The 22424-nt window shown below is 67.4% G+C and carries 21 protein-coding genes; 4 read left to right on the top strand and 17 right to left on the bottom strand.

Annotation, left to right across the window (positions count from 1 at the left end):
- Positions 1-39: 39 nt before the first annotated feature.
- The 11 genes from H289_RS0123765 to H289_RS0123715 form a co-directional block, all read right to left on the bottom strand.
- Positions 40-1599: an HD domain-containing phosphohydrolase gene (locus H289_RS0123765; RefSeq protein ID WP_020103341.1), complete on the bottom strand. Its 1560-nt coding sequence runs from the start codon at positions 1597-1599 to the stop codon at positions 40-42.
- 26 nt (positions 1600-1625) lie between these two features.
- Positions 1626-1925: an HNH endonuclease gene (locus H289_RS0123760; RefSeq protein WP_020103340.1), complete on the bottom strand. Its 300-nt coding sequence runs from the start codon at positions 1923-1925 to the stop codon at positions 1626-1628.
- A gap of 78 nt (positions 1926-2003) precedes the next feature.
- A complete protein-coding gene (argH, locus tag H289_RS0123755) occupies positions 2004-3425 on the bottom strand; it encodes an argininosuccinate lyase (RefSeq protein WP_020103339.1) in 1422 nt (473 codons plus the stop codon).
- Positions 3426-3518: 93 nt separating this feature from the next.
- On the bottom strand, positions 3519-4718 hold the full coding sequence (locus H289_RS0123750; protein ID WP_020103338.1) for an argininosuccinate synthase: 1200 nt from the start codon (positions 4716-4718) through the stop codon (positions 3519-3521).
- Positions 4719-4744: 26 nt separating this feature from the next.
- Positions 4745-5218: an arginine repressor gene (locus H289_RS0123745; RefSeq protein ID WP_020103337.1), complete on the bottom strand. Its 474-nt coding sequence runs from the start codon at positions 5216-5218 to the stop codon at positions 4745-4747.
- Positions 5215-6144 (bottom strand): ornithine carbamoyltransferase, encoded by a 930-nt coding sequence (gene argF, locus H289_RS0123740; protein WP_020103336.1) that lies wholly within the window; start codon positions 6142-6144, stop codon positions 5215-5217. The genes H289_RS0123745 and argF overlap by 4 nt, the downstream gene beginning before the upstream one ends.
- Positions 6141-7328 carry an acetylornithine transaminase gene (locus H289_RS0123735; RefSeq protein WP_020103335.1) on the bottom strand — a complete coding sequence of 396 codons (1188 nt, stop codon included), beginning with the start codon at positions 7326-7328 and terminating at the stop codon, positions 6141-6143. Before H289_RS0123735 ends, argF begins: the two co-directional genes overlap by 4 nt.
- Positions 7325-8209 (bottom strand): acetylglutamate kinase, encoded by an 885-nt coding sequence (gene argB, locus H289_RS0123730; protein ID WP_020103334.1) that lies wholly within the window; start codon positions 8207-8209, stop codon positions 7325-7327. Before argB ends, H289_RS0123735 begins: the two co-directional genes overlap by 4 nt.
- Positions 8206-9411, bottom strand: a complete 1206-nt coding sequence (argJ, locus tag H289_RS0123725) for a bifunctional glutamate N-acetyltransferase/amino-acid acetyltransferase ArgJ (RefSeq protein ID WP_020103333.1) — start codon at positions 9409-9411, stop codon at positions 8206-8208. The genes argB and argJ overlap by 4 nt, the downstream gene beginning before the upstream one ends.
- On the bottom strand, positions 9408-10442 hold the full coding sequence (gene argC, locus H289_RS0123720) for an N-acetyl-gamma-glutamyl-phosphate reductase (protein WP_029105655.1): 1035 nt from the start codon (positions 10440-10442) through the stop codon (positions 9408-9410). Before argC ends, argJ begins: the two co-directional genes overlap by 4 nt.
- 59 nt (positions 10443-10501) lie before the next feature.
- Positions 10502-11053, bottom strand: a complete 552-nt coding sequence (locus tag H289_RS0123715; protein WP_020103331.1) for a TIGR03086 family metal-binding protein — start codon at positions 11051-11053, stop codon at positions 10502-10504.
- A gap of 174 nt (positions 11054-11227) precedes the next feature.
- On the opposite strand from H289_RS0123715, the gene H289_RS0123710 reads away from it, so the two are divergent.
- Complete coding sequence (locus H289_RS0123710) at positions 11228-12256, top strand: zinc-binding dehydrogenase (RefSeq protein ID WP_020103330.1); 1029 nt, start codon at positions 11228-11230, stop codon at positions 12254-12256.
- Between the two features lie 29 nt (positions 12257-12285).
- Positions 12286-13314, top strand: coding sequence for an alcohol dehydrogenase (locus H289_RS0123705; protein ID WP_020103329.1), 1029 nt, complete (start codon positions 12286-12288; stop codon positions 13312-13314).
- 58 nt (positions 13315-13372) lie between these two features.
- Here H289_RS0123705 and H289_RS0123700 read toward each other — a convergent pair whose 3' ends face one another.
- The 5 genes from H289_RS0123700 to H289_RS0123680 are packed head-to-tail and all read right to left on the bottom strand — an operon-like array spanning position 13373 to position 18160.
- Positions 13373-14800, bottom strand: coding sequence for a dihydrolipoyl dehydrogenase family protein (locus H289_RS0123700; RefSeq protein WP_020103328.1), 1428 nt, complete (start codon positions 14798-14800; stop codon positions 13373-13375).
- Positions 14800-15720 carry an NADP-dependent oxidoreductase gene (locus H289_RS0123695; protein WP_155944239.1) on the bottom strand — a complete coding sequence of 307 codons (921 nt, stop codon included), beginning with the start codon at positions 15718-15720 and terminating at the stop codon, positions 14800-14802. Before H289_RS0123695 ends, H289_RS0123700 begins: the two co-directional genes overlap by 1 nt.
- Positions 15721-15725: 5 nt before the next feature.
- The gene (locus H289_RS0123690; protein ID WP_029105653.1) at positions 15726-16556 is read right to left on the bottom strand and encodes an alpha/beta fold hydrolase; all 831 of its coding nucleotides are present in this window, start codon (positions 16554-16556) and stop codon (positions 15726-15728) included.
- A gap of 11 nt (positions 16557-16567) precedes the next feature.
- Positions 16568-17287 carry a hypothetical protein gene (locus H289_RS0123685; protein ID WP_020103325.1) on the bottom strand — a complete coding sequence of 240 codons (720 nt, stop codon included), beginning with the start codon at positions 17285-17287 and terminating at the stop codon, positions 16568-16570.
- Positions 17288-17296: 9 nt separating this feature from the next.
- The gene (locus tag H289_RS0123680) at positions 17297-18160 is read right to left on the bottom strand and encodes an alpha/beta fold hydrolase (RefSeq protein ID WP_020103324.1); all 864 of its coding nucleotides are present in this window, start codon (positions 18158-18160) and stop codon (positions 17297-17299) included.
- Between the two features lie 161 nt (positions 18161-18321).
- On the opposite strand from H289_RS0123680, the gene H289_RS0123675 reads away from it, so the two are divergent.
- A complete protein-coding gene (locus tag H289_RS0123675; protein WP_020103323.1) occupies positions 18322-19143 on the top strand; it encodes an alpha/beta fold hydrolase in 822 nt (273 codons plus the stop codon).
- On the opposite strand, the gene H289_RS0123670 is transcribed toward H289_RS0123675, so the two are convergent.
- On the bottom strand, positions 19130-19585 hold the full coding sequence (locus tag H289_RS0123670) for a winged helix-turn-helix transcriptional regulator (protein WP_020103322.1): 456 nt from the start codon (positions 19583-19585) through the stop codon (positions 19130-19132). The genes H289_RS0123675 and H289_RS0123670 overlap by 14 nt on opposite strands.
- Positions 19586-19639: 54 nt before the next feature.
- Here H289_RS0123670 and H289_RS0123665 point away from each other — a divergent pair, with 54 nt between their 5' ends.
- Positions 19640-22342 (top strand): ATP-binding protein, encoded by a 2703-nt coding sequence (locus tag H289_RS0123665; protein WP_231388116.1) that lies wholly within the window; start codon positions 19640-19642, stop codon positions 22340-22342.
- The last annotated feature ends 82 nt before the right edge of the window (positions 22343-22424 follow it).

Genomic DNA, 22424 nt, shown 5'->3' with positions numbered 1-22424 from the left:
GGCCCGCCGACACCGGGGCGCATCGGGTGAATACCCGATCTATTCAGCCGCGCTGACCAGCCCGTGGCGCATGGCGAACATGGCGGCGGCGCCGCGGGTCGACACCCCGATCTTGGTGTAGATGTGTTCGACGTGGGTGCCGACGGTGCGCGGCGTGATCGAAAGGTGTTGGGCGATCTGCCGATTCGACGATCCACGGACCAGTAGCTCGAGCACTTCGAGTTCGCGGCCGGTCAGGCCGGCGACCATTCTTGGCCGACGTGTGGTGCGGCACCCGGCCGCCGTCAGCACGGCACCGACCGCCGCGCCGTCCAGGCGCCCGTCGGTGACCTCGGCATGCATGGCCGCGGTGCGGTCGACGGGTGCGAACGCCGTCCGATGTGGGCGATCCTCGCCGAGCGCCTGGTAGACCGCCGCGGCGGCCAGCAGCCGCGCTGGCGCGGGAATGGCCGTGCCGGTCAGCCCGCGCGGGTATCCACTGCCGTCCATGCGTTCGTAGCCGGCCGCGGCGACCGCGCCGATTTCGCACAGCCGCGGTTGGCGGCACAGCACCCGTTCGGTGAGATAGGGGACGGTGCGGACGCGTTCGCGGTCGGCGATGGTCAATGGGCCGGGCTTGTTCCAGATGCCCGTCGAGACGCCGATGGCTCCGATGCGGTGCACCAGCGCCGCACGCTCGGCGAGGGCGACGTCGTCAGGACCGAGGCCGGCCGCTGTGGCCGCCGCCGCGGTGAGTTCGGCGACGCGGCGTGAATAGCCGAGGAACCAGGGCGATTTCAGGTCGGCGTAGTCGGCGAAGACCCGCAGCACCGCGGTCAACTCAGCCTCCGGGACAGTGCGATCCAGCGGTGTGCAACCCCGGATCACCGAACCCCAGGCGTCGACGGTGTCGAGTCCCCCGAAGATCTCGTCCGGACGGCTGCAACACAGGTCGACGAGTTTCGGGTCGAATTCGGTCCCCCGGCGGCTGCGCAGCATCGCCCGCGCCCCTTCGATGCCGCCGGCGCGGTGGTGCACCTCGGCGTCGTCCGCGATGTGGACGACGCGCATCACCGGTTGGATCTCAGTACCCCGCACCCGCCCCGGCACGCCCTTGCCGTCCCAGCGCTCGAAGGCGTCTAGTAGCGCGGTGCGCACCTCGGGCGGCAGGTCCAGGCGGTCGGCGATGTCGCTGGCCGTCTGACAGTGGCTGACAAAGAGTTTCGGCATATCGGCGACGCCCTGGGCCAGGAAGCGCCCGACCATGGTGATGCGCTGCAGCGCCGGCTGCCCCTGTGCGAGGTGCCCGAGCAGAAACCGCGCCATGCCGGGGCCGGCCTTGTCCACCTGGTAGCTGTCGGCGCGCATCTGGAGGTCGTCGGCGAACCAGTGCGCCAGCTCGTGCGAGTCGGCGACGCATCCCATCCAGGCGAGCAGCGACACGTAGAACGCCGCGGCCTGATGCTCGGGTGCCATGCCTGCCGCGGCGGCCAGGCGCGTCGCGATGACCGTCTGGCGCAACACGTGCTCCTGCGGCTGCCCCAGTCCGAGATCGGTGGCCAGCGAGAGCGAGGCAATGAGCTCCGCCAGGCGCACTTCGGGCGTCTGGTTACCGGCCATCGGCTCAGCGTAGGTGCCGGGCGGCGTCAGGATCCGGTGTATTGCGCCAGTTCCCTGGCGATGGTGGCCTTCCTGAGCAGAAACCTGCCCTCATCCAACTTCTTTCGGCGCAGCCAACCGGTGACCTCGGCGTTGCACTTGCTCGCATTGCAGGACCGGCAGGCGGGCACCACATTGTCGAGCGTGTATCGCCCGCCGCGGGAAATGGGCTGCACGCAGTCTTTCTGCAGATCGGCGTCGTCCGCGCCGCAGTAGGCGCAGCCGCCCCAAATCTCTTGCAGGACAGCCCACTGCTGCGTCGTCAGGTCGTGGTCGACCTTCGCCATCCGACGTTTGCGACGTCTGGCGTAGACCGCGGCACGGCTTCGGGCAGGCACCTCCCGAGCCTAAGGCCGCCGACGGCCTCAGCCCTGCAGGCTGGCCCGCAAGCGGTCGGCGGTGTCGCGCACGGAGACGAGCTGCTCGGCGACCCGAGCCGGCGACGTGCCGCCACGGGCATCACGTGAGTCGACCGAACCGGCGATGGTCAGGACGTCCCGCACCTCGGCGGTGAGTCCCGGATGGATGCCGGCCAGCTCGTCGGCGGCGAGTTCTTCCAGCCCGACTCCCCTGGCCTCGGCGGCCTTGACCGCCGCCCCCGCCGCTTCATGCGCGACGCGGAACGGAATGCCTTGGCGCACCATCCATTCCGCGATGTCGGTGGCCAGGGTGTAGCCGAGCGGCGCCAGCGCGGCCATCCGGTCGGTGTCGAAGGTCAGGGTGCCGACCAGGCCGGCCATTGCCGGCAGCAACAGCTGGAGCTGGGCGACGGAGTCGAAGACCGGCTCCTTGTCCTCCTGCAGATCCCGGTTGTAGGCCAGCGGCTGCGCCTTGAGGGTGGCCAGCAGGCCGGCCAGGTTGCCGATCAGGCGGCCGGACTTGCCGCGTGCCAGCTCGGCGATGTCGGGATTCTTCTTCTGCGGCATGATCGAACTGCCGGTCGACCACGAGTCGTGCAGCTTGACGTAGCCGAATTCCGTTGTGCTCCAGAGGATGATGTCCTCGGACAGCCGGGACAGATCCACGGCGATCATCGCGAACACGAACGCCGCCTCGGCGGCGAAGTCGCGCGACGAAGTGGCATCGATCGAGTTGTCGGCGGCCGACGCGAAACCGAGGTCGTCGGCGATGGCGTCAGGGTTCAGGCCCAGCGAGCTACCGGCGAGCGCGCCGGATCCGTACGGCGACACCGCCGCCCGCTTGTCCAGATCGAGCAGCCGGTCGGCGTCGCGCAGCAGCGGGTGCGCGTGCGCGAGAAGGTGGTGGGCCAACAGCACGGGTTGCGCCGACTGCAGGTGCGTCTTGCCGGGCATGATCGCCGTCGGGTGCGCCGCAGCCTGGCCGGCCAGCGCAGCCGCGACGTCGAGCACGCCGTTGCCGACGGCCTTGATGGCGTCGCGCAGCCACATGCGGAACAGCGTCGCCACCTGGTCGTTGCGGGACCGGCCCGCGCGCAGCCGACCACCGAGGTCCTCACCGACACGGTCGATCAGGCCGCGCTCCAGCGCACCGTGCACGTCCTCGTCCGTCGGCAGCGGCCCGAAGGACCCGTCGGCGACGTCGTTGCCCAGGCTGTCCAGCCCGGCCAACAGCCCGTCGCGCTGCTCGTCGGTGAGCAACCCGGCGTTGTGCAACACGCGGGCGTGCGCCTTCGACGCGGTGACGTCATACGGCGCCAGCGCCCAGTCGAAGTGCGTCGACTTGCTCAGTGCGGCAAGCGCGTCGGACGGGCCGGAGGCGAACCGGCCACCCCACAGCGAACCTTCGTTGGTTCCACCGGTGCTCATTAACGTGCCCCTCGTCGAGTGCGAGCGGCCGCTTTTGTACAGCTGAACACGGTGTGTCGGTGTACAAACACGGCCGCTCGCGGGAAGTGGTTGTTACAGACCCAGATCGCGCTTGGCGGAGATCTTGGAGCTCAGGCCGTGCAGCTGGACGAAGCCCTTGGCGGCGCTCTGGTCGAAGCTGTCGCCCTCGTCGTAGGTGGCGAGGTTGAAGTCGTAGAGCGACTCACCCGAGCGACGGCCGTTGACAGTGATGTGACCGCCGTGCAGGACCAGGCGGATGTCGCCGGAGACGTGCTGCTGGGTGTGCTCGACGAACGCCTCCAGCGAGGCCTTCAGCGGGCTGTACCAGAGACCGTCGTAGGTGAGCTCGCCCCACTTGCGGTCGACGCCGCGCTTGTAGCGGCCGAGCTCGCGCTCCAGGGTGACATGCTCGAGCTCGGTGTGCGCGGTGATCAGCACCATGGCGCCCGGGGCCTCGTAGATTTCGCGGGACTTGATGCCGACGAGGCGGTCCTCGACGACGTCCAGGCGGCCGACGCCCTGCGCACCGGCGCGGGTGTTGAGCTCCTGGATGATCTGCAGCACGCTCAGCGGGCGGCCGTCGATGGCGACGGGGCGGCCCTTGTCGAAGCTGATGATCAGCTCGTCAGGGGTGTTGAAGTGGACCGTCGGGTCCTCGGTGTAGTCGTAGACGTCCTTGGTCGGGGCGTTCCACAGGTCCTCGAGGAATCCGGTTTCGACGGCGCGGCCCCACACGTTCTGGTCGATCGAGAACGGCGACTTCTTGGTGACGTTGATCGGGATGTCGTTCTCCTGCGCGAAGGCGATGGCCTTCTCGCGGGTCCAGGCGTAGTCGCGGACCGGGGCGATGACCTCCAGCTCGGGCGCCAGGGTGTTGAAGCCGACCTCGAAGCGGACCTGGTCGTTGCCCTTGCCGGTGCAGCCGTGCGCGACGACGGTGCCACCGTGGCTGCGGGCGGCCTCGACCAGATGCTTGACGATCAGCGGCCGCGAGATGGCCGACACCAGCGGGTACCGGTCCATGTACAGCGCGTTGGCCTTGATGGTCGGCAGGCAGTACTCGTCGGCGAACTCGTCGCGGGCGTCGACCACGACGGCCTCGACGGCGCCGCAGTCAATGGCACGCTGGCGGACAACTTCCATGTCCTCGCCGCCCTGGCCCAGGTCAATGGCCACGGCAACGACTTCCTTGCCGGTCTCCTTGCCGATCCAGCTGATCGCGACCGAAGTGTCCAGACCGCCGGAATACGCCAGGATGACGCGCTCGGACATGTGTCAATCTCCTTGTTCTCGTACTGCTACAGATTCTCGAAGGTGGCGGCGAGCTCAGCGCCGCTCATCGGTTCGCGGGCGACGACGAAAATGGTGTCATCACCGGCAATCGTGCCCACAACATAAGGCAGAGCCGCCCGATCTATTGCACTGGCCAGGTACTGCGCCGCCCCAGGTGGCGTACGTAACACCGCCAGGTTGGCGCTGGCGTCGGTGGACACCAGCAACTCGCCCAGCAGCCGGGACAGCCGCTCGGTCCCGCCGGACACGCCCTTGACGGGGCTGCCGTCCTCGGGGACGACGTAGACGCCGGTGCCGCCATCGGCGCCACGCAGCTTGACCGCACCCAGTTCCTCCAGGTCACGCGACAGCGTGGCCTGGGTGACCTCGATGCCCTCCGTGGCGAGCAGGGCCGCGAGCTCGGTCTGGCTGCGCACCGGGTTCGACGACAGCAGCGCCACGATGCGCGACTGCCGTCCGGCCCGGGTCGGCGCTGTCATCGGCCGTTACGTTCCAGCAGCCACACCAACATGGCCTTCTGGGCGTGCAGGCGGTTCTCGGCCTCGTCGAACACCGCGCTCTGCGGGCCGTCGATCACCTCGTCGGTGATCTCGTCGCCACGGTGCGCCGGCAGGCAGTGCAGCACGACGGCGTCGTCTGCCGCCCGGCCGAGGAGTGCGGTGTTGACCTGGAACGGGCGGAACGGCCGCACGCGGTCCAGGCCGTCGTTCTCCTGGCCCATCGAGGTCCAGGTGTCGGTGACGAGGACGTCGGCGCCGTCGGCCGCGGCCTGCGGGTCCGTGGTGACGGTGACGGTCGCACCCGTCTCCGCCGCGCGCTTCTTGGCCGCCTCGACGAACTGCGGGTCGGGCTCGAACCCCTTCGGCGCGGCGATGGTCACGTTGATGCCCGCGGTCACGCCGCCGACCATCAGCGAGTGCGCCATGTTGTTGGCGCCGTCGCCGAGGTAGGACATGTTGAGCCCGGCCAGCTTGCCCTTGCGCTCGGCGATGGTCTGCAGATCGGCCAGCACCTGGCAGGGGTGGAACTCGTCGGACAACGCATTGACGATCGGGACGGTCGCGCCCGACGCCATGGCGGTCAGGCGTTCCTGCGCGAAGGTACGCCAGACGATGCCGTCGACGTAGCGCGACAACACGGCACCGGTGTCCTCGAGCGTCTCCTCGCGACCCAGCTGGGTACTGCGGCCGTCGACGACGACGGCGTGCCCGCCGAGCTGGGCGATACCCATCTCGAACGAGAAGCGGGTGCGGGTGGAGTTCTTCTCGAAGATGACGGCGATGCCCCGCGGACCCTCGAGCGGCCGACGGCTGAACGGCGCCTTCTTGAGTTCGGCGGCGAGCGCCAGGACCTCGGCCTGCTCCTCGGGGGTCAGGTCGTCGTCACGGAGGAAATGGCGGATCACTGGGACTCCCCTGCTGCGGTGTCGAGAACGGTGGGTAGAGCGGTCAGGAACGCGTTGATCTGCGCGTCGGTGATGACCAGCGGCGGTGCGAGGCGCACGACGTCGGCGGCCGCGGCGTTGACGAGGAAACCTGCGTCGCGCGCGGCGTTTTCGACGGCCTTGGCCTGCGGCGCGGTCAGGACGACGCCGAGCAGCAGCCCGCGGCCCCGCACGTGATCGACCAGTGGGTGGCCCAGCTCCTCGATGCCGTGCGCCAGCGTCTTGCCCGCGGCGTCGGCGCGGTGCACGAGATCGTCGTCGGCCAGCGTCTTGACGACCGCCAGGCCCGCGGCGGTGCATACCGGGTTACCGCCGAAGGTGCTGCCGTGCATGCCCGGCTGCAGCAGGTCGGCTGCCGCCCCGATGGCGATGCAGGCGCCGATGGGCAGGCCGCCGCCGAGGCCCTTGGCCAGCGTGATGACGTCGGGCGTGATGCCGTCGTGCTGATGGGCGTAGAAGGCGCCCGTCCGGCCGATGCCGGTCTGCACCTCGTCGAGCACCAGCAGCGCACCGTGTTTCGCGGTGAGCTCCCGGGCCTTGGCCAGGTAGCCGGCGGGCGGGGTGACGACGCCGCCCTCGCCCATGATCGGTTCGAGGAACACGGCCGCGGTCTCGTCGGTGACGGCGGCTTCGAGCGCGTCGGTGTCGCCGTAGGGCACGTGGGTGACATCACCGGGCAGCGGCAGGAACGGCTCCTGCTTGCCGGGCTGGCCGGTCAGGGCCAGCGATCCCATGGTGCGCCCATGGAAGGCACCTTGGGCCGCAACGATTTTGGTGCGGCCGGTGAGCCGGCTGATTTTGAACGCGGCTTCATTGGCCTCGGCACCGGAGTTGCAGAAGAACACCCTGGCGGGCGCGCCGAGCTGGGCCACGAGGGCCTCGGCGAGCGCGATACCCGGTTCGGTGGCATACAGATTCGAGGTGTGGCCCAGCGTGTTCAGTTGGGTGGTGACGGCCTCGATCACGGCCGGATGGCGATGTCCCAGCACGTTCACCGCGATGCCGGCCAGGAAGTCGACGTAGCTCTTGCCGTCGGCGTCGGTCACCACGGCGCCGTCGCCGCTGACCAGGGCGACCGGCGGCGTGCCGTAGTTGTTGGTCATCACCGCTTGCCAACGGGCTTGCATTGCTTCGGTTCCCTTCATGCGGGTGACACGACCTTGGTTCCGGTGCCCTCGTCGGTGAACAGCTCGACGAGGACACAGTGTTCGACCCGGCCGTCGATGACGTGCGCGCTCGGGACACCGTTCTCCACGGCCCGCAGGCAGGCCTCGATCTTGGGCACCATGCCGGATTCGAGCTTCGGCAACAGTTGTGCCAATGCGGCCGTATCGATTTCGGTGACCAGCGAGTTGCGGTCCGGCCAGTCGGTGTACAGGCCCTCGACGTCGGTGAGCATCAACAACTTCTCGGCGCCGAGCGCCTCGGCGACTGCGGCCGCGGCGGTGTCGGCGTTGATGTTGTGCACCACACCGTCGGCGTCGGGAGCGATGGTGGACACCACCGGAATCCGGCCCGCGTCGATGAGATCCAGGATGGCCTCGGCGTTGACGTGTTCGACGTCGCCGACCAGACCGATGTCGGTGGGCACACCGTCGACCGTCACGCTGCGCCGCACCGCGGTGAACAACTGCGCGTCCTCACCGGTGATGCCGACCGCGTACGGGCCGTGGGCGTTGATCAGCCCGACGAGCTCGCGGCCGACCTGCCCGAACAGCACCATCCGCGCGACGTCGAGGACCTCGGGCGTGGTGACGCGGAAGCCGCCCTTGAAATCACCTTCGATGCCAAGGCGTTTGAGCATCGCGCTGATCTGCGGACCACCGCCGTGCACGACCACGGGCTGGATGCCGCAGTTGCGCAGGAACGCCATGTCGGCGGCGAAAGCCGCCTTGAGGGTGTCGTCGGTCATGGCGTTGCCGCCGTACTTGACCACGACGATCTTGCCGTGCAGCTGCTTGAGCCACGGCAGCGCCTCGGCGAGGACCGCCGCCTTCACCGCGGTCGAAAGCCCGGCCGTGCTCATGAGCTGTACGCCGAGTTCTCTTCGACGTACGCGTGCGACAGGTCGGTGGTCCGGATGGTGGCCTCGTGTTCGCCGATCTGCAGATCGACGACGACCTCGATGTCGGCGCCCGACAGGTCGACGTCGCGGGCTCCCGGCGCGCCGGCACCGTCGATGCACACCGCAGAACCGTTGAACGACACGCTGATCCGGTCGGCTACGAGTTCGATGGGCGCGATGCCGATGGCGGCCAGGACCCGGCCCCAGTTGGGGTCGGACCCGAACAGCGCGGTCTTCACGAGGCTGTCGCGCGCGAGAGCCCGGGCACCCACGAGGGCATCGTCCTCAGTGACGGCGCCCTTGACGGTGATCGCGATGCGCTTGGTGACGCCTTCGGCGTCGGCCTGCAGCTGCGCGCACAGGTCGTCGCAGACGGCGAGGACGGCCGCGTCCAATTCGCTTTGGCTGGGCCGAATTTCGCTGGCGCCGGACGACAGCAGCAGCACCGTGTCGTTGGTGGAGCAGCTGCCGTCGATGTCGAGCCGGTCGAAGGTTCTGCCGGACGCGTTCTTGAGGGCGAGGTTCAGCGCTTCGGCGTCGGCCACGGCGTCGGTGGTGATGACCACCAACATGGTCGCCAGCGACGGCGCCATCATCCCGGCGCCCTTGGCCATGGCACCGACGGTCCACTTGCCCGGGTGGTGCAGCGCAACCTGTTTCGGCACGGTGTCGGTCGTCATGATGGCCCGCGCGGCCTCTTCACCGCCGGACAGGCCGCCGGCCATCTCGTGCACGATTTCGGTGACACCGGCGAGCACCTTGTCCATCGGGAGCCGGTCACCGATCAGCCCGGTCGAACACACCGCAACCTCGATGGCCCCGGTCTCGGTGCCCCAGTCACTCAGCGCAGCGGCGACGGCCTCGGCGGTCTGGTGGGTGTCCTGGAAACCGCCCGGACCGGTACAGGCATTGGCGCCACCGGAGTTGAGGATCACCGTCCGCAACCGACCGGACTTCAGAACCTGCTCGCTCCACTGCACCGGCGCGGCCCGCACCTTGTTGCGGGTGAAGACACCGGCGGCCGACAGGTCGGGCCCCTCGTTGAACACCAGCGCCAGGTCCGGTTTCCCGGAAGCCTTGATACCGGCGGCGATTCCGGCGGCCCGGAAGCCTTCCGGCGCGGTGACGCCCTGGTTGCGATGCAGGGACGGGGTGTCGGTCACGGTGCTACTCCCACGGTGGATAGTCCTTCGGTTTCCGGCCAGCCGAGCGCGATGTTCATGGACTGTACTGCCGCGCCGCCCGTGCCCTTGGTCAGGTTGTCGATGGCGCACAGGGCGACAAGGGTCTTCGCGTCCTCGTCGACCGCGACGGCGATCTGCGCGGCGTTGCTGCCCACCACCGAACCCGTCTTGGGCAGTTGACCTTCCGGCAGCAGGTGGATGAACGGCTCACTGGCGTAGGCCTTTTCGTACGCCGCGCGGATCTCCTCGACAGATGCCGTGGTGCGTGCGGTGCAGGTCGCGAGGATGCCGCGCGACGTCGGGATCAACACCGGCGTGAACGACACCGTCACGTCCTTGTCGGTGACGGCCCGCAGGCCCTGGGCGATCTCCGGCGTGTGCCGGTGCGCGCCGCCGACGTTGTACGCCCGGGCCGAGCCGATGACCTCGGCGGCCGACAGGTCGACCTTGCCGGACTTGCCGGCGCCCGAGGTGCCGCTGACCGCCACCACGGTGACGTTGGGCTCGACGAGCCCGGCGGCGACGGCCGGCACCAGGGCCAGCAGCGCCGAGGTCGGGTAACAGCCCGGAACCGCAATGCGTTTCGTACCGACGAGCTTGTCCCGGCCGCCGGGCAGCTCGGGCAGCCCGTAAGGCCAGCTGCCGGCGTGCTCGGAGCCGTAGAACTTCTCCCACGCGGCGGCATCGGTGAGCCGGAAGTCGGCGCCGCAGTCGACGATCAGGGTGTCCGGGCCGAGTTGCTGCGCGAGCGCGGCCGAATGTCCGTGCGGCAGACCCAGGAAGACGACGTCGTGCCCGGCGAGAACGTCGACCTCGGTGGGCTGCAGCACCTGCTGCGCGATGGGCAGCAGGTGCGGGTGATGGTCACCGACCGTGGTGCCGGCATTGCCCGCGGCGGTCAGCGCACCGATGGTGAGGCGACCGTCGGCGTAGGCCGGATGGCCCAGCAGGAGCCGCAGAATCTCGCCGCCGGCATACCCACTGGCGCCGGCCACCGCCACAGAAGTCATACGAGCGATTCTGCATGGTTATGCATTAACTTGCAAACCAATTACTGCGCCTTCTGGAGTCACGCAACGTGTTGTCGCGGATGACGCCCGGTGAAAGCGACCAAGCGATCAAGAGCCTCGGCATCGGTGGTTACCGGTACCTGAGGGTCGAACCCCGCAGTACGCCGACTGTCCGGGGTGATGATGCGCTGTGCAAGCGAGAGCACGAAGTCGGCGTGTGCGGCGGCGACAGCCAGCGGGCGTGCCAGTGCCTGCGCGAAGTCCCAACCGTGCACCACCAACTCGACCGACAGCACTCCCAACGCCAGGTGCGCGGGCATGACCCTGCCGGCGAACATCGCGTCGCCTTCCGTGCCCCGAGCGCGCCAGGCGTCGATCACCGAATTCGTGGTCTGCGAGATGCGTGTCCCGATGCCCGCGTTCTGCGTGACGAAAACCTGCGCCCCAGCCGCCTCGCCCACCATTGTCACAGTTCCCGCCAGATGATCCGCCAGCGCGGCCACATCGAATCCCGGGCAGGGCGTCGGCAATCGCACACTCTCGCCGACGGCGGCGGCCAGCACCGGGAGAATCGCGGCCAATGCCATTTCGGCGCTCGACAATTCGTTCATGCCGGTGATTCTCGCCGTGCATCGCGAAGCGCGGCATAAGTAATCTGACTGCCGGCCGCGGCGGACAACCCTTGCCAACCTGGCCAGATCACTTGAAAGACCGTCACGCCCGCCGCACGCCAAACGACGGTCACCGTGCGGATACCGCGATTCGGTCCGGGTTGATGTCCTGACGTGGTGACGGCATATCGGGCGTATCAGGTGACCGGACAGCGGCAATTCACCCTCGTGGAACGGGAACTTCGGGAGCCGGACCATGGGCAGGTCCGCATCCGCGTGTCGGCCTGCGGGGTGTGCCACAGCGACGTGCTCGCCGTGGAGGGGCAGCGAACCGACCCGCAGGAACCGGTGGTGCCGGGACATGAGGTGATCGGCATCATCGACGCTGTCGGCACCGGCGTCGATCCACGCTGGCAGGCCGGTGACCGCGTCGGAGTGGGGTTTCTCGGCGGGCAGTGCGGGCAGTGCGACTTCTGCCGCCGCGGAGACTTCGTCAACTGCAGTGATCAACCACAGCCGGGTACCACCACAGACGGCGGCTATGCCGAGATCATGTACGCCCGGTCCGCCGGATTGGTCCGTGTCCCAGACGGTTTCGACGCGCTCACCGCAGCCCCGCTGCTCTGCGCGGGTGTCACAGTATTCAACGCGATACGCGCCGCTGGGCCACCGCTGAACAGCTTGGTGGCGATCCAGGGCATCGGCGGGCTCGGCCATCTCGGCATCCAGTACGCAAAGAAGATGGGATTCCAGGTCGCCGCCGTCGCGCGCGGCGCCGGGAAGAAGGAGCTGGCAAAGACATTGGGCGCCGACCATTTCATCGACAGCTCAACCGAACATGTCGCATCGACGCTCAACGCACTCGGCGGTGCCGCCGCCGTCATCGCGACGGCGTCGAGCGGACCGTCGATGGCAGGGTTGGTCGCCGGATTGCGGCCCCGCGGACGTTTGGTCGTTGTCGGGGCATCCCCCGAGCCGCTGCCTGTTCACACATCCGACCTGATCTTCGGGGGCCGCAGCATCCTCGGCAGTCTGACCGGTTCTGCGATCGACAACGAAGACAACCTGGCGTTCAGCCTCACGCACCAGATCGCGCCGCTCGTAGAGCCCGTGCCTTTCACCGAAGCACCCCGTGCGTATGACCGGATGATGTCCGGCCGCGCCCGGTTCCGCGTGGTGCTCGACGTCGCCACCCCCGCCTGATCCGTTTCTGTCGCAAAGGAGTCACATTCATGGTCGCCACATACCGGAGCGTCGAGGTCACCGAACCCGGTGGTGCAATCACACTCACGGACCGGCCGGTGCACGAACCCGGCGACGGCGAGGTGTTGGTCCGCGTCGAAGCCTGCGGCGTGTGCCATTCGGACTCTCAGATCGCCGCGGGCCACCTGCCCGGCACGGTCTTTCCGGTGACGCCCGGTCATGAGGTCGCCGGTCACATCGTGGCGGTCGGGCCCGGAGTGCTCGACTGGCAGATCGGCGACCGCGTCGCAGTCGGCTGGTTCGGGTATTACTGCGGGAGCTGTTCCCGCTGTCGCCGCGGTGATTTCGTGCACTGCACGCGCTCGAAGGTGACCGGGGCCGGGTTTCCGGGCGGCTATGCCGAGATGCTGCTCGTGCACCAGTCCGGACTGGCACGGATCCCCGACGCCCTCGCCGCCGTCGAAGCCGCACCACTCGCGTGCGCCGGAGTGACGATGTTCAATTCGCTGCGCCACAGTGGTGCACGCCCAGGCGACGTGGTCGCCGTCTTGGGCATCGGCGGACTGGGTCACCTGGGCGTGCAGTTCGCCGCACGCATGGGATTCCGGACCGTGGCCATCGCACGCGGCGCCGAAAAGGCCGATATGGCTCATCAATTGGGCGCTCACCATTACATCGATTCGACCGCCGCCGACGTGGCCGCCGAACTGCGCAAGCTCGGTGGCGCGCGGGTGGTGGCAGCGACGGCCACCAATCGGACCGCGATCAGCGTTGCGGGCGACGGCCTCGCGCCACACGGTGAGGTACTCACGCTTGCCGTGCTCGCTGAACCACTCGACATCACTCCGCTACAACTGATCAACACCTCAGGCACCATCCATGGACACCCTGCCGGTACCGCAGCGGATACCGAGGACACCCTGGAATTCGCTGCCCTGCATGGCATTCGGCCGTGGGTTGAACCGATGCCGCTGCGGGATGCGGCCGCCGGTTACGACCGGATGATGCGCAATGAAGCGCGCTTTCGGGTGGTCCTGACGATGACCGACGCCGGGTAGTCGGTAGCGGCGGTGCCTCGCGTGGTTGCGCGGGCACCGCCCGCACCGGGCAATGCGCTCAGGCCAATAGCCCCAGTAGCTGGTTGAAGCACTCCGACATCGAAGGGTGCGTGTAGATCTCGTCGCGCAGTGCACGCGCGGTGATACCGTGCCGCATCGCCAGTGCGACGATGTTGATCACTTCGTGGGAGTCGTGACACCACAGTGTGGCACCGAGAATTTTGCCGGTGGTGGCATCGACGACGATCTTCATCATTCCGTCGGTCTGTTCGACGATGCGTGCACGGGCCACGGTTGCGAGATTTGCGACCGGACTCGCGGCGACGAGGACGTCGTGACCCGCACTGCGCGCCTGCGACTCGGTCAATCCCACCCGAGCCAGCGGCGGGGTGAGGAAGAGACACGTAGGCACTGCCGTACGCTGCGACGCCCGCCGCGGTTCATCGACCCCGGATAGCTGGTCGGTGACAATGCGGTAGTCATCGAGTGAGATATAGGTGAATTGGGGTCCCCCAGTGACATCACCGACGGCGAAGATGTGCGGCACGGTGGTTCGACGGTAGTCATCGACGACCACTGCACCCCTGTCGGTCGTCTCGACTCCCGCCCGGTCGAGGCGCAATGCAGCCGTGTTCGGAGTGCGCCCGAGCGCGACGAGAACAGTGTCGGCGTCGACACTGACCGGTCGTCCATCGCTCAGGTACCGAACACGAGCCATCGGCGCGGCTCCGGGACGGAGGATCGTCTGCACGTCGACGACATCGGCGCCGGTTTGGATATCTACGCCGCGCGCGGCCAGCAGTGAACGCGCCATGTCCGCGATCTCAGGCTCCTCGCTTGCGAGCACTGCCGGATTCCTCTCGAGGACCGTGACCGAGCAGCCGAACGCGGCATACATCGACGCGAATTCGAGGCCGATGAATCCACCACCGAGAACGACGAGGCGTTCCGGGCGAGCCGCCTGATGCAACAGCTCGACGTTGGTGACGGCCACCGGACAAGCAGCCAGGCCGGGTATTTCCGCGGTGCCGGCGCGCGCCCCGGTTCCGATGACGATCTGACGAGCGCTCACCGTCACGGCACCTGCATCACAACTGACCTGCACCGTGTTGGCATCTACGAACATGGCGGTGCCGATCAGCACCGTGACCGACGGAATGCTTTCCAGTGCAGCGAGGTTGGCCGCACGAAGCCCCGCGGTCAACCGCTCCGTTGCGGCAACCGCTGCGGCATAAGCCAGTTCACCCGGGAGGTTTGTCGCGGCGTTCTTCTCGCCCTGATGGACCATCGACTTCGTCGGCACGCAACCGGTGTTGATGCAGGTGCCGCCGAACATCTGCGCCGCCTGCTCGACCAGGACCACCCGTTGGCCTGTCCGGCCGACGTCACCGGCCAGCGTCTTGCCACCCTTACCGAAACCGATGACGAGCAGATCGGCTTCGATCGCCGTGCTCTCCACGACGTCGGTTCCAGCTTCGTTCGCCATCACAGGGTCAACACCACCTTGCCGGTCCTGACGCGGTAGGACTGCGCCTGCCCGGCCTGTTCCAGCGGGAAGGTGGCCGCGATCGTCGGGACCAGCGCCCCGCGGCCGGCAAGCTCTGCCAGCGCAGTCATGCCCAGCCGGTCGGCCTCGACGAACAGTCCGGCCGGCCGGATACCTCGCGCGACAGCGTCGGCGACGACCTCCGGCAGAGACTGCGGCAGCGACGAGACCAGCGTGCCGCCGGGTTTGAGCACCTGCAGCGCCTTGCTCTGATAGTCGTGACCGATGAGGTCGAATACCACATCGACGTCCCTGAGCACCGTCGTGAAATCGGTTGTGGTGTAGTCGATCACCTCATCGGCGCCGAGGCCGGTGACCATCTCGACATTATCGGGTGAAGCCAGTCCGATGACGTACGCGCCGTATGCCTTGGCGATCTGCACTGCCAGATGTCCCACCCCGCCGGCCGGGGCGGTGATCAGCACCCGGGTGCCCTCGCCGATGCCGGCGGTGTCCACCAGCGCCTGGTAGGCCGTCAATCCGGCCAGCGGCAACGCGGCGGCCTGAACGTGGTCGAGGTTCGCCGGTTTCGGCACGAACACCCGAGTCGGAGCGACGACGTAGTCGGCATAGGCGCCGTGCCCCAGAGGGAATGGCAACAGGCCGAACACCTCGTCACCGGGCTGGTACAGGGTGACGCCGAAACCCACCGCTTCGACGGTGCCGGACACATCCCAACCCAGGACGAACGGCGTCGCCCCGACGAGTACCCCGCTCTGACGATTCATCCCGTCGACCGGGTTCACGCCGGCGGCGTGCACCCGGACCAGAATCTGCCCAATTCCTGGTGTGGGACGGTCGATCTCGACCACGTGCAGCACTTCGGGCCCGCCGAGTTCGTCCCGGCTGACAGCTCTCATGGCGCTCATCCCAGGAACCGGTTGACGTCGTGCGCGAAATCGGCGATGTGCTGGAACAGGAATCCGTGGCCGGCGTCGCTGTAGAGCACCACCTTGGCATCCGGCAGTCGCTGCGACATCGCGTAGGTCGCATAGGAATTGATCATCACGTCATGGGCACCGTTGACGACCAGCACGGGCAGCTTCAGTTCGGCCAGCCGCAGGTAGTAACCACCGAACGCGGCGATGGCACTCAACTGGGCCCGATAGGTGTCCCCCTGCACCGCGGCCTGGGACTGCAGCAACCGAGTGTCCAAGCGCCGCAATGAAGCCAGTCCGGCGGCACGACCCTGATCGGTTTCCGGGAAGAACAGGTACAGGTAGTCCTCGTCGTCGTTGACGGGGTGGCCGAGAATCTCCCCCACCCGGGGCCCGGGGGCCGGCTGGTCCGGCACTCCTGCCGGCGTGCTGCCCGCGACCACCAGCCGACGCACCAATTCCGGTGCACGCAACGCAATGCCCTGGGCGACAATGCCACCCAACGACCATCCCAGCACGTCGACCTCGGTCAGCCCGAGCGCCCGGATGAACGCGATACCGCCGTCTGCAAGCCCGTCGATGGTGGTCGGCGCGGCACCGCTGGAGAGGCTGGTCCCCCGATTGTCGAAGACGATGACCTCACGTTCGGCGGCCAGCGCATCGAGCAGTTGTGGATCCCAATGGTCGACAGTTCCGCGCAGGCGCATGCACAGCACCAGCGGGACTCCGCCGGTCCTCCCGAATCGGCGGTAGTGGAAACGTTCGCCGTCAGGGCCCCCGACGAAGCGATCCTCAGCTTGATCGGACAAATATGTCATGGGCATTCCCTTCAGTTGACGGTGATATCGGTCAGTTCGATGGACACCACGAGTTGCTCCGGTATCGGGTGGTTGTCGGCGTCGCGGACGTAGATCATCCGGGTGCGTGGGATGACCAGACCGCCGATCTCATCGAAATCCGAAACGTAGTGAGCGCCCGGGGATCCCCCGGCAATGTCGACCTGGTAGTCGCGACGTCGAATCAGTCCGTCGGAATCGATGTACAGGATCTGGTGGGGACTGTGGGTGGCGATCGTGTCGGGGTAGTCGACGTGCAGGGTGCGCCATTGCTGGCCGTCCTCGGGCCAGGATTCGCCCTCTGCGGTACGCACACCGGGAAAGGTGAGATTGAACGGCTCGGCCGTGTAGGTCCACATGGCGTACCCGGTGAAGTACGCCAATTGCAATGTGCTCCAAGGTGTTTCGAGAGTATGCCCGGCGAACGATGCTCTGGGATCGTCGAGCATCTCGACGATGTCCCCGGCTGTTGTCTCGATACCGACCCGTTGCGGCGTGTAGGCGGTCTTCAAATCGGGCGCAGTGAAAGGCGACAGCGAGGTGCGTTGGTCTTTGATCCAGACCGTGATCTCACCGTCGTCGACGATGCCGGGTACGGCCTTGATGTCCCAGATGGCGCCCCCGAACCGTTTGCGCGCGGTGACCGAGGTCAACTCCCGCCAACGGTCGACGCCGCCGTAGGCATTCAGCACAGAGGTGAGCAGGTCGGTCATGAATTCTCCTTAGCGGCCGAGGAATTGGCGGACGTGCTGGCCGAACTCGACCGGATACTGGTCGAGGAATCCGTGGTCTGCATCGGGATAGATGCGCAGTTGGGCACCGCGGATCCTCTCGGCCAACAAGTAACTGTTCTTGGTCGACATCATGGTGTCGTTGTCGCCGTTGGCGACAAGCGTCGGTTGGGTGATGGCCGAAAGCCGTTCCAGCTTCGACGATTCCGGTATGCCCCAAGTCATCAGCGCCTGGTACTGCGCGTCACGACAGGCCAGAGTGGTTTCGGCGTCACGGTCGGTGTCTCGAGCGTGGGTGCGCGCCAGGTACTCCCAACCGCGTTGGACGCTCTTCTCGGAGCCGGAGAAGAAGAGCGCGATGAATCCTTCGGCGGTGATCTCGTCGGCACAGGCGTAGGCGTAGACATCCTCGGACCACCTGTGCAGATCGGGAGCACCCTGCGGCGCCGTGCCGGCGAGCACCAGCCGGCGCGGCAATCGCGGACGCACCAGCGCGATCTCCTGGGCGATGTGACCGCCGAGTGAAAAACCGAGCAGATCAACGGATTTCAAGCCGAGCGTGTCGATGAACCGGAGGGCGTCGCGCGCCATGTCCGCGATGTTGTCGGGTGTGGTGCCAGTGGAGCCTCCGACGCCGCGCAGGTCGACGGTGATCACCTCACGGTCGGCCGCGAGCACATCCAGGAATGCTGGGTCCCAGTAATCGAGATTGCCGCGAAAATGCTGAAGCAGCACCAGTGGCGGCACCGTGGCCGAAGGACCACCGAAGCGCCGGTAGGCGAACAGTTCACCGTCGACCTCGATGTCCAGGTTGGCGGCGTGCGCAGCGCCCACCGCGGTGGCGGCTTCCGTCATGTGGTGTCTCCCTGCTGTCGTCGTTGTCACCAGCCTGCGTTCTCGGCCCGGCTCCCCGGTATCCGTCAATTGACTACGGGGGTATGCGGACGAGGGCCCGCGTGTCGCGATGGTCGTTTGACTGATGGCCGCGTCTGACAGCTGAGGCCAGACTGGCACCCATGCCATTCATCGAGGGCTCCGACGGGGCGCAGCTGTACTACAAGGACTGGGGATCCGGGCCGGCGGTGGTCTTCAGTCATGGCTGGCCGCTCAGCGCCGACGCGTGGGATGTGGAGCTGAAACTCCTCGCCGACAACGGTTTCCGTGCCATCGCCCACGACCGTCGGGGGCACGGCCGGTCCGAGCAGACGTGGTCTGGCAACGATATGGACACCTACGCCGCAGACCTGGCGGCGCTGATCAACGGACTCCGATTGTCCGACGTCGTCGTTGTGGGGCATTCCACCGGAGGTGGCGAGGTGGTGCGGTACGCGGCACGCCACGGCGCCGGTCGGGTGCGCAAGGTGATCACGGTCGGCGCGGCGCCACCGGTGATGGTGGCATCAGCAGAAAACCCCGAGGGCACACCGCTGTCGGTGTTCGACGACATCCGGGCCCGCGTACTGGACAACCGATCCGGGTACTGGCGGGAACTCGCGGTGGCGTTCTACGGGTTCAACCGAGACGGTGCCACCGTCTCCCAGGGACTGATCGACCATTTCTGGCTCCAGGGCATGCAGGCGGGACTCGCATCGGCGTACGACTGCGTCAAGGCGTTCTCGGAAACCGACCTGACCGCGGATCTGCGGGCCCTCGAAGCGCCGATCCTGATCGCCCACGGCGACGACGATCAGATCGTCCCGATCCACGATGCGGCGTCGAAATCGATCGAGCTGGTGCGGTACGGCACCCTACGGGTGTATCCGGGCGCCCCCCACGGTATTCACGGCGACTATCAGCAGCAGCTGAATCGCGATCTGCTGGACTTCATTCGGAGTTGAGCGAGTCGATGAGTGTCACGTCACGGGTAGGTACAGCGATGCCGTCATGCCGACGGAAGACCACCAGTGCATGCTCGCCGGTGGATTTCTCGATGAACCGGTAGCCGCTGCGCTTGGTGGTGACCCGGTGTTTGCGACCCCACTGCCCCATCGCGGCGAGCACTGTCACCAGATCATGTCCGGCGTCGGTGAGCACGTAGCGACTGCGCGTGCGCTCGCCGGGCTCCCGATAATCCTCGACCTCCAGGATGCCGGCGGCCACCAACTCGGCCAGCCGCGCGCTGAGTACATCGGAGGCCACCCCGAGCTGCTCGCGGAATTCGGAGAACCGGGACCGCCCCAGCAATGCCTCGCGGACGATCAGGATGGCCCACCGCTGCCCCAGCACCGCCATCGTGCGGGCTATCGGGCAGGCGTCGTCGGACCACGGGTCGGTGCGCATCCTCACACCATACCTGGGTTGGCAATGCCAATTCAGACTGCTAGCTTGGCAACGGTGATAATCGGTCGGTCAACCGAGTTGTCGAGCGTCACCGACACGCTCGCCGCGATCTCTACAAGTGGCGCAGCGCTTGTCGTCGACGGTGAGGCCGGTATCGGCAAGTCCACGTTGCTATCGGCGATCGCCGACTGGGCGGTGGCCAACGGCTACAGCAGGCTGGGCTGTTCGGGCCTGCAGAGCCAGAGCGAAGTGGGTTTCGCCGGCATCCACGAACTCATCCACCCGGTGCTCGACCACACCCCGGCATTACCACCCCGCCAGCGCACGGCCCTGCTGACCGCTTTTGGCCTGGCCGAAGGCCCGACGCCAGATCGGCTGATGGTCAGCCTGGCGGTACTCGGACTCCTCGAAGAATCGGCGAGCCGACGCCGAATCGTCCTGATCATCGATGACGTCCAGTGGCTGGACCAGTCTTCGCTGGAGGTTTTGGCGTTCGTGGCGCGCCGGCTCAGTAATGCACCGCTGATGATGTTGTGCGCCGAACGTACGGGGCTCGATGGCGCCACCGCATATCTGGACGGTCTGCCTCGATTGTCATTGGGTCCCTTGGCTCCCGAACATGCCCGTCAACTGTTGAGCACCACCGCCCAGCACGCAGACGCCCTGCTCCAGCAACGGGTACTCGAGCAGGCAGGCGGCAACCCGCTGGCAGTCATCGAACTGTCCGGCGCCCTGAGCGAGCGCGGCAGCAGCGCCACCTTCTCCGGTGAGCCGCTGCCCACGACCCGCCGGGTCGAACGAGCTTTCCTGTCCCAGCTCGACGACCTGACCGACAACGGCCGCCTGCTGCTGCTATTGATCTCGGCCAGTGATGGCCAGCTACGTGACATCGACGTCGCAGCTGATCTACTCGGCCTGGTACTCACCGATGAATTGGCCCCGCTCGAGCGGGCGGGCCTGATCAGGGCGGGCGGCGACCGGATCCACGTCCGCCATCCGTTGATCCGATCGACGGTCTATGGCGCAGCTCCGCTGTCCACGAGGACAGTCGTCCACCGGGCACTCGCCGACGCGACGGTGGACCTGGTCCGCGCGGCATGGCACCGCGCGGAAGCCACATTCGGCACCGATGAGCAAGTTGCCACAGCTTTGGAAGGCGCCGCGCGGCACGCCCATGCGCGCGGTGCCGGCGCCGAATCCGCCGCGGCCCTGCGCCGGGCGGCCGTGCTGTCCCCAGAACCGTCTTCTCGGGTGCGCCGGTTGACCGAAGCGGCCGAGATCGCCCGCAGCTCCGGACTGACCGCCGAGTCCATCAGCATTCTCGGCGAAGCCGAGAATCTCGGTGCCAAGCATTGCAGCGCAGAGCAATTGGCCATCACCCGATTCGTCCTCAATGCGACCGCTGCGCTATCGGGCCAGTCGGCGACCGAACTCGTGGCGCTCGCCGGCAAGTTCACGGACGGCGACGCCGCACAGCGTCGGTTGCTGTGGGCTGCAGCCATCGAGTGCCGCATGCACGGCCTCGCCGAGGAGCCCCGTCGCGACATCGTCGCGGCCATCAGCCGCCTCGATCGCGGCGCGGACGATCCGGCGGTATGCATGGCAATGGCGTTGCTGGACGACACCGGCGCGGGTCAGGCCCTACGCACCCGTCTGCCCCGGTTCGTAAACGAGGTTGCCGACGACCCCTTGCTGTTGATGGCGCTCGGATTCGCCGCCGAGGCGGTCGCCGACCGCACGCATGCCATGCAGTGCTGGAAGCTGGTCCAGAGCAGGTCCAGGACCTCAGGGTCAGCCGCCGACGAATGCGAGAGTCAGCGCGGCGCGTCGCACCTGCTGTTGCAAGAGGGCCGAATCCAGGCCGCGGCCATCGCGGCCGAGAATGCGCTGCGGCTGGCCCGGGACATCAAGCTACCGATGACCGCGGCCTCGGCGGCGGCCACCCTGGCCCGGGTGCAGGTATGGCAGGGCCGGTTCGACCAGGCCCACGAGACCATAGCCACCGCGCGTCGACTGCTGGCTCCCGATCCCGCGATCCTGTGGCATGACGACGCGCACTGGGCAGCGGGCCTGTTGTCACTGTTTACCGCCGATCCGGCCGAGGCATTGGGACACCTACTGAAAATGACCGGGCACAGGACATCCCAGCGGTGGGCCGTCGCCGATCTCGCCGAGGCCGCGGCCGGCAGCGACCGAGCCGAACTGGTGCGACCGCTGCTCGCGGAGATCGAGGATCAGGCGCGACAGCTGGGGACCGGCCTGGAGTTGATGCTCGCGCATCGCGCACACGCGCTGTTGGCCCAGACCGATGATGCGGCACAGGACCATTTTCTGGCAGCTCTGACCGCCGGAGATGACGCGGATGCCGAACTCGAAACGGCCCGAACGCATCTGGCATATGGGCAATGGCTGCGCAGACAGCGCCGGATCACCGAGGCGCGCACCCATCTGTCGTCGGCGCTGGCCGTGTTCGACGCCGCCGGCGCGGCACCGTTCGTCGATCGGGCCGCCGCCGAGCTGCGTGCGGCAGGCGTGGCCACCCCTGCCGGGACTCTTCGTCAGGGCCCGGCTTCCGACCTGACCTCCCAAGAACTTCAGATCGCTCAGTTGGCCGCCGCAGGGCTGACCAACAGGGAGATCGCCGACCGCATCTACGTTTCACACCGAACCGTTGCGGCCCACCTTTACAAGATGTTCCCCAAGCTCGGCATCACCAACCGCAATCAACTGCACACCGTGTTGGGCCAACAACAATGATCTGACCGATGCCTACGATGCGCACGCAGCTCCGGCGAGCGGCCCCAAAATGCACGCCGCAGGCGGCGTGTCTGCGTACAAA

It is taken from the genome of Mycobacterium sp. 360MFTsu5.1, from assembly GCF_000383495.1.
GTDB lineage: Bacteria > Actinomycetota > Actinomycetes > Mycobacteriales > Mycobacteriaceae > Mycobacterium > Mycobacterium mucogenicum_B.
The sequence above is the reverse complement of the archived record's forward strand: the minus strand, read 5'-3'. Positions and strand labels throughout refer to the sequence as shown.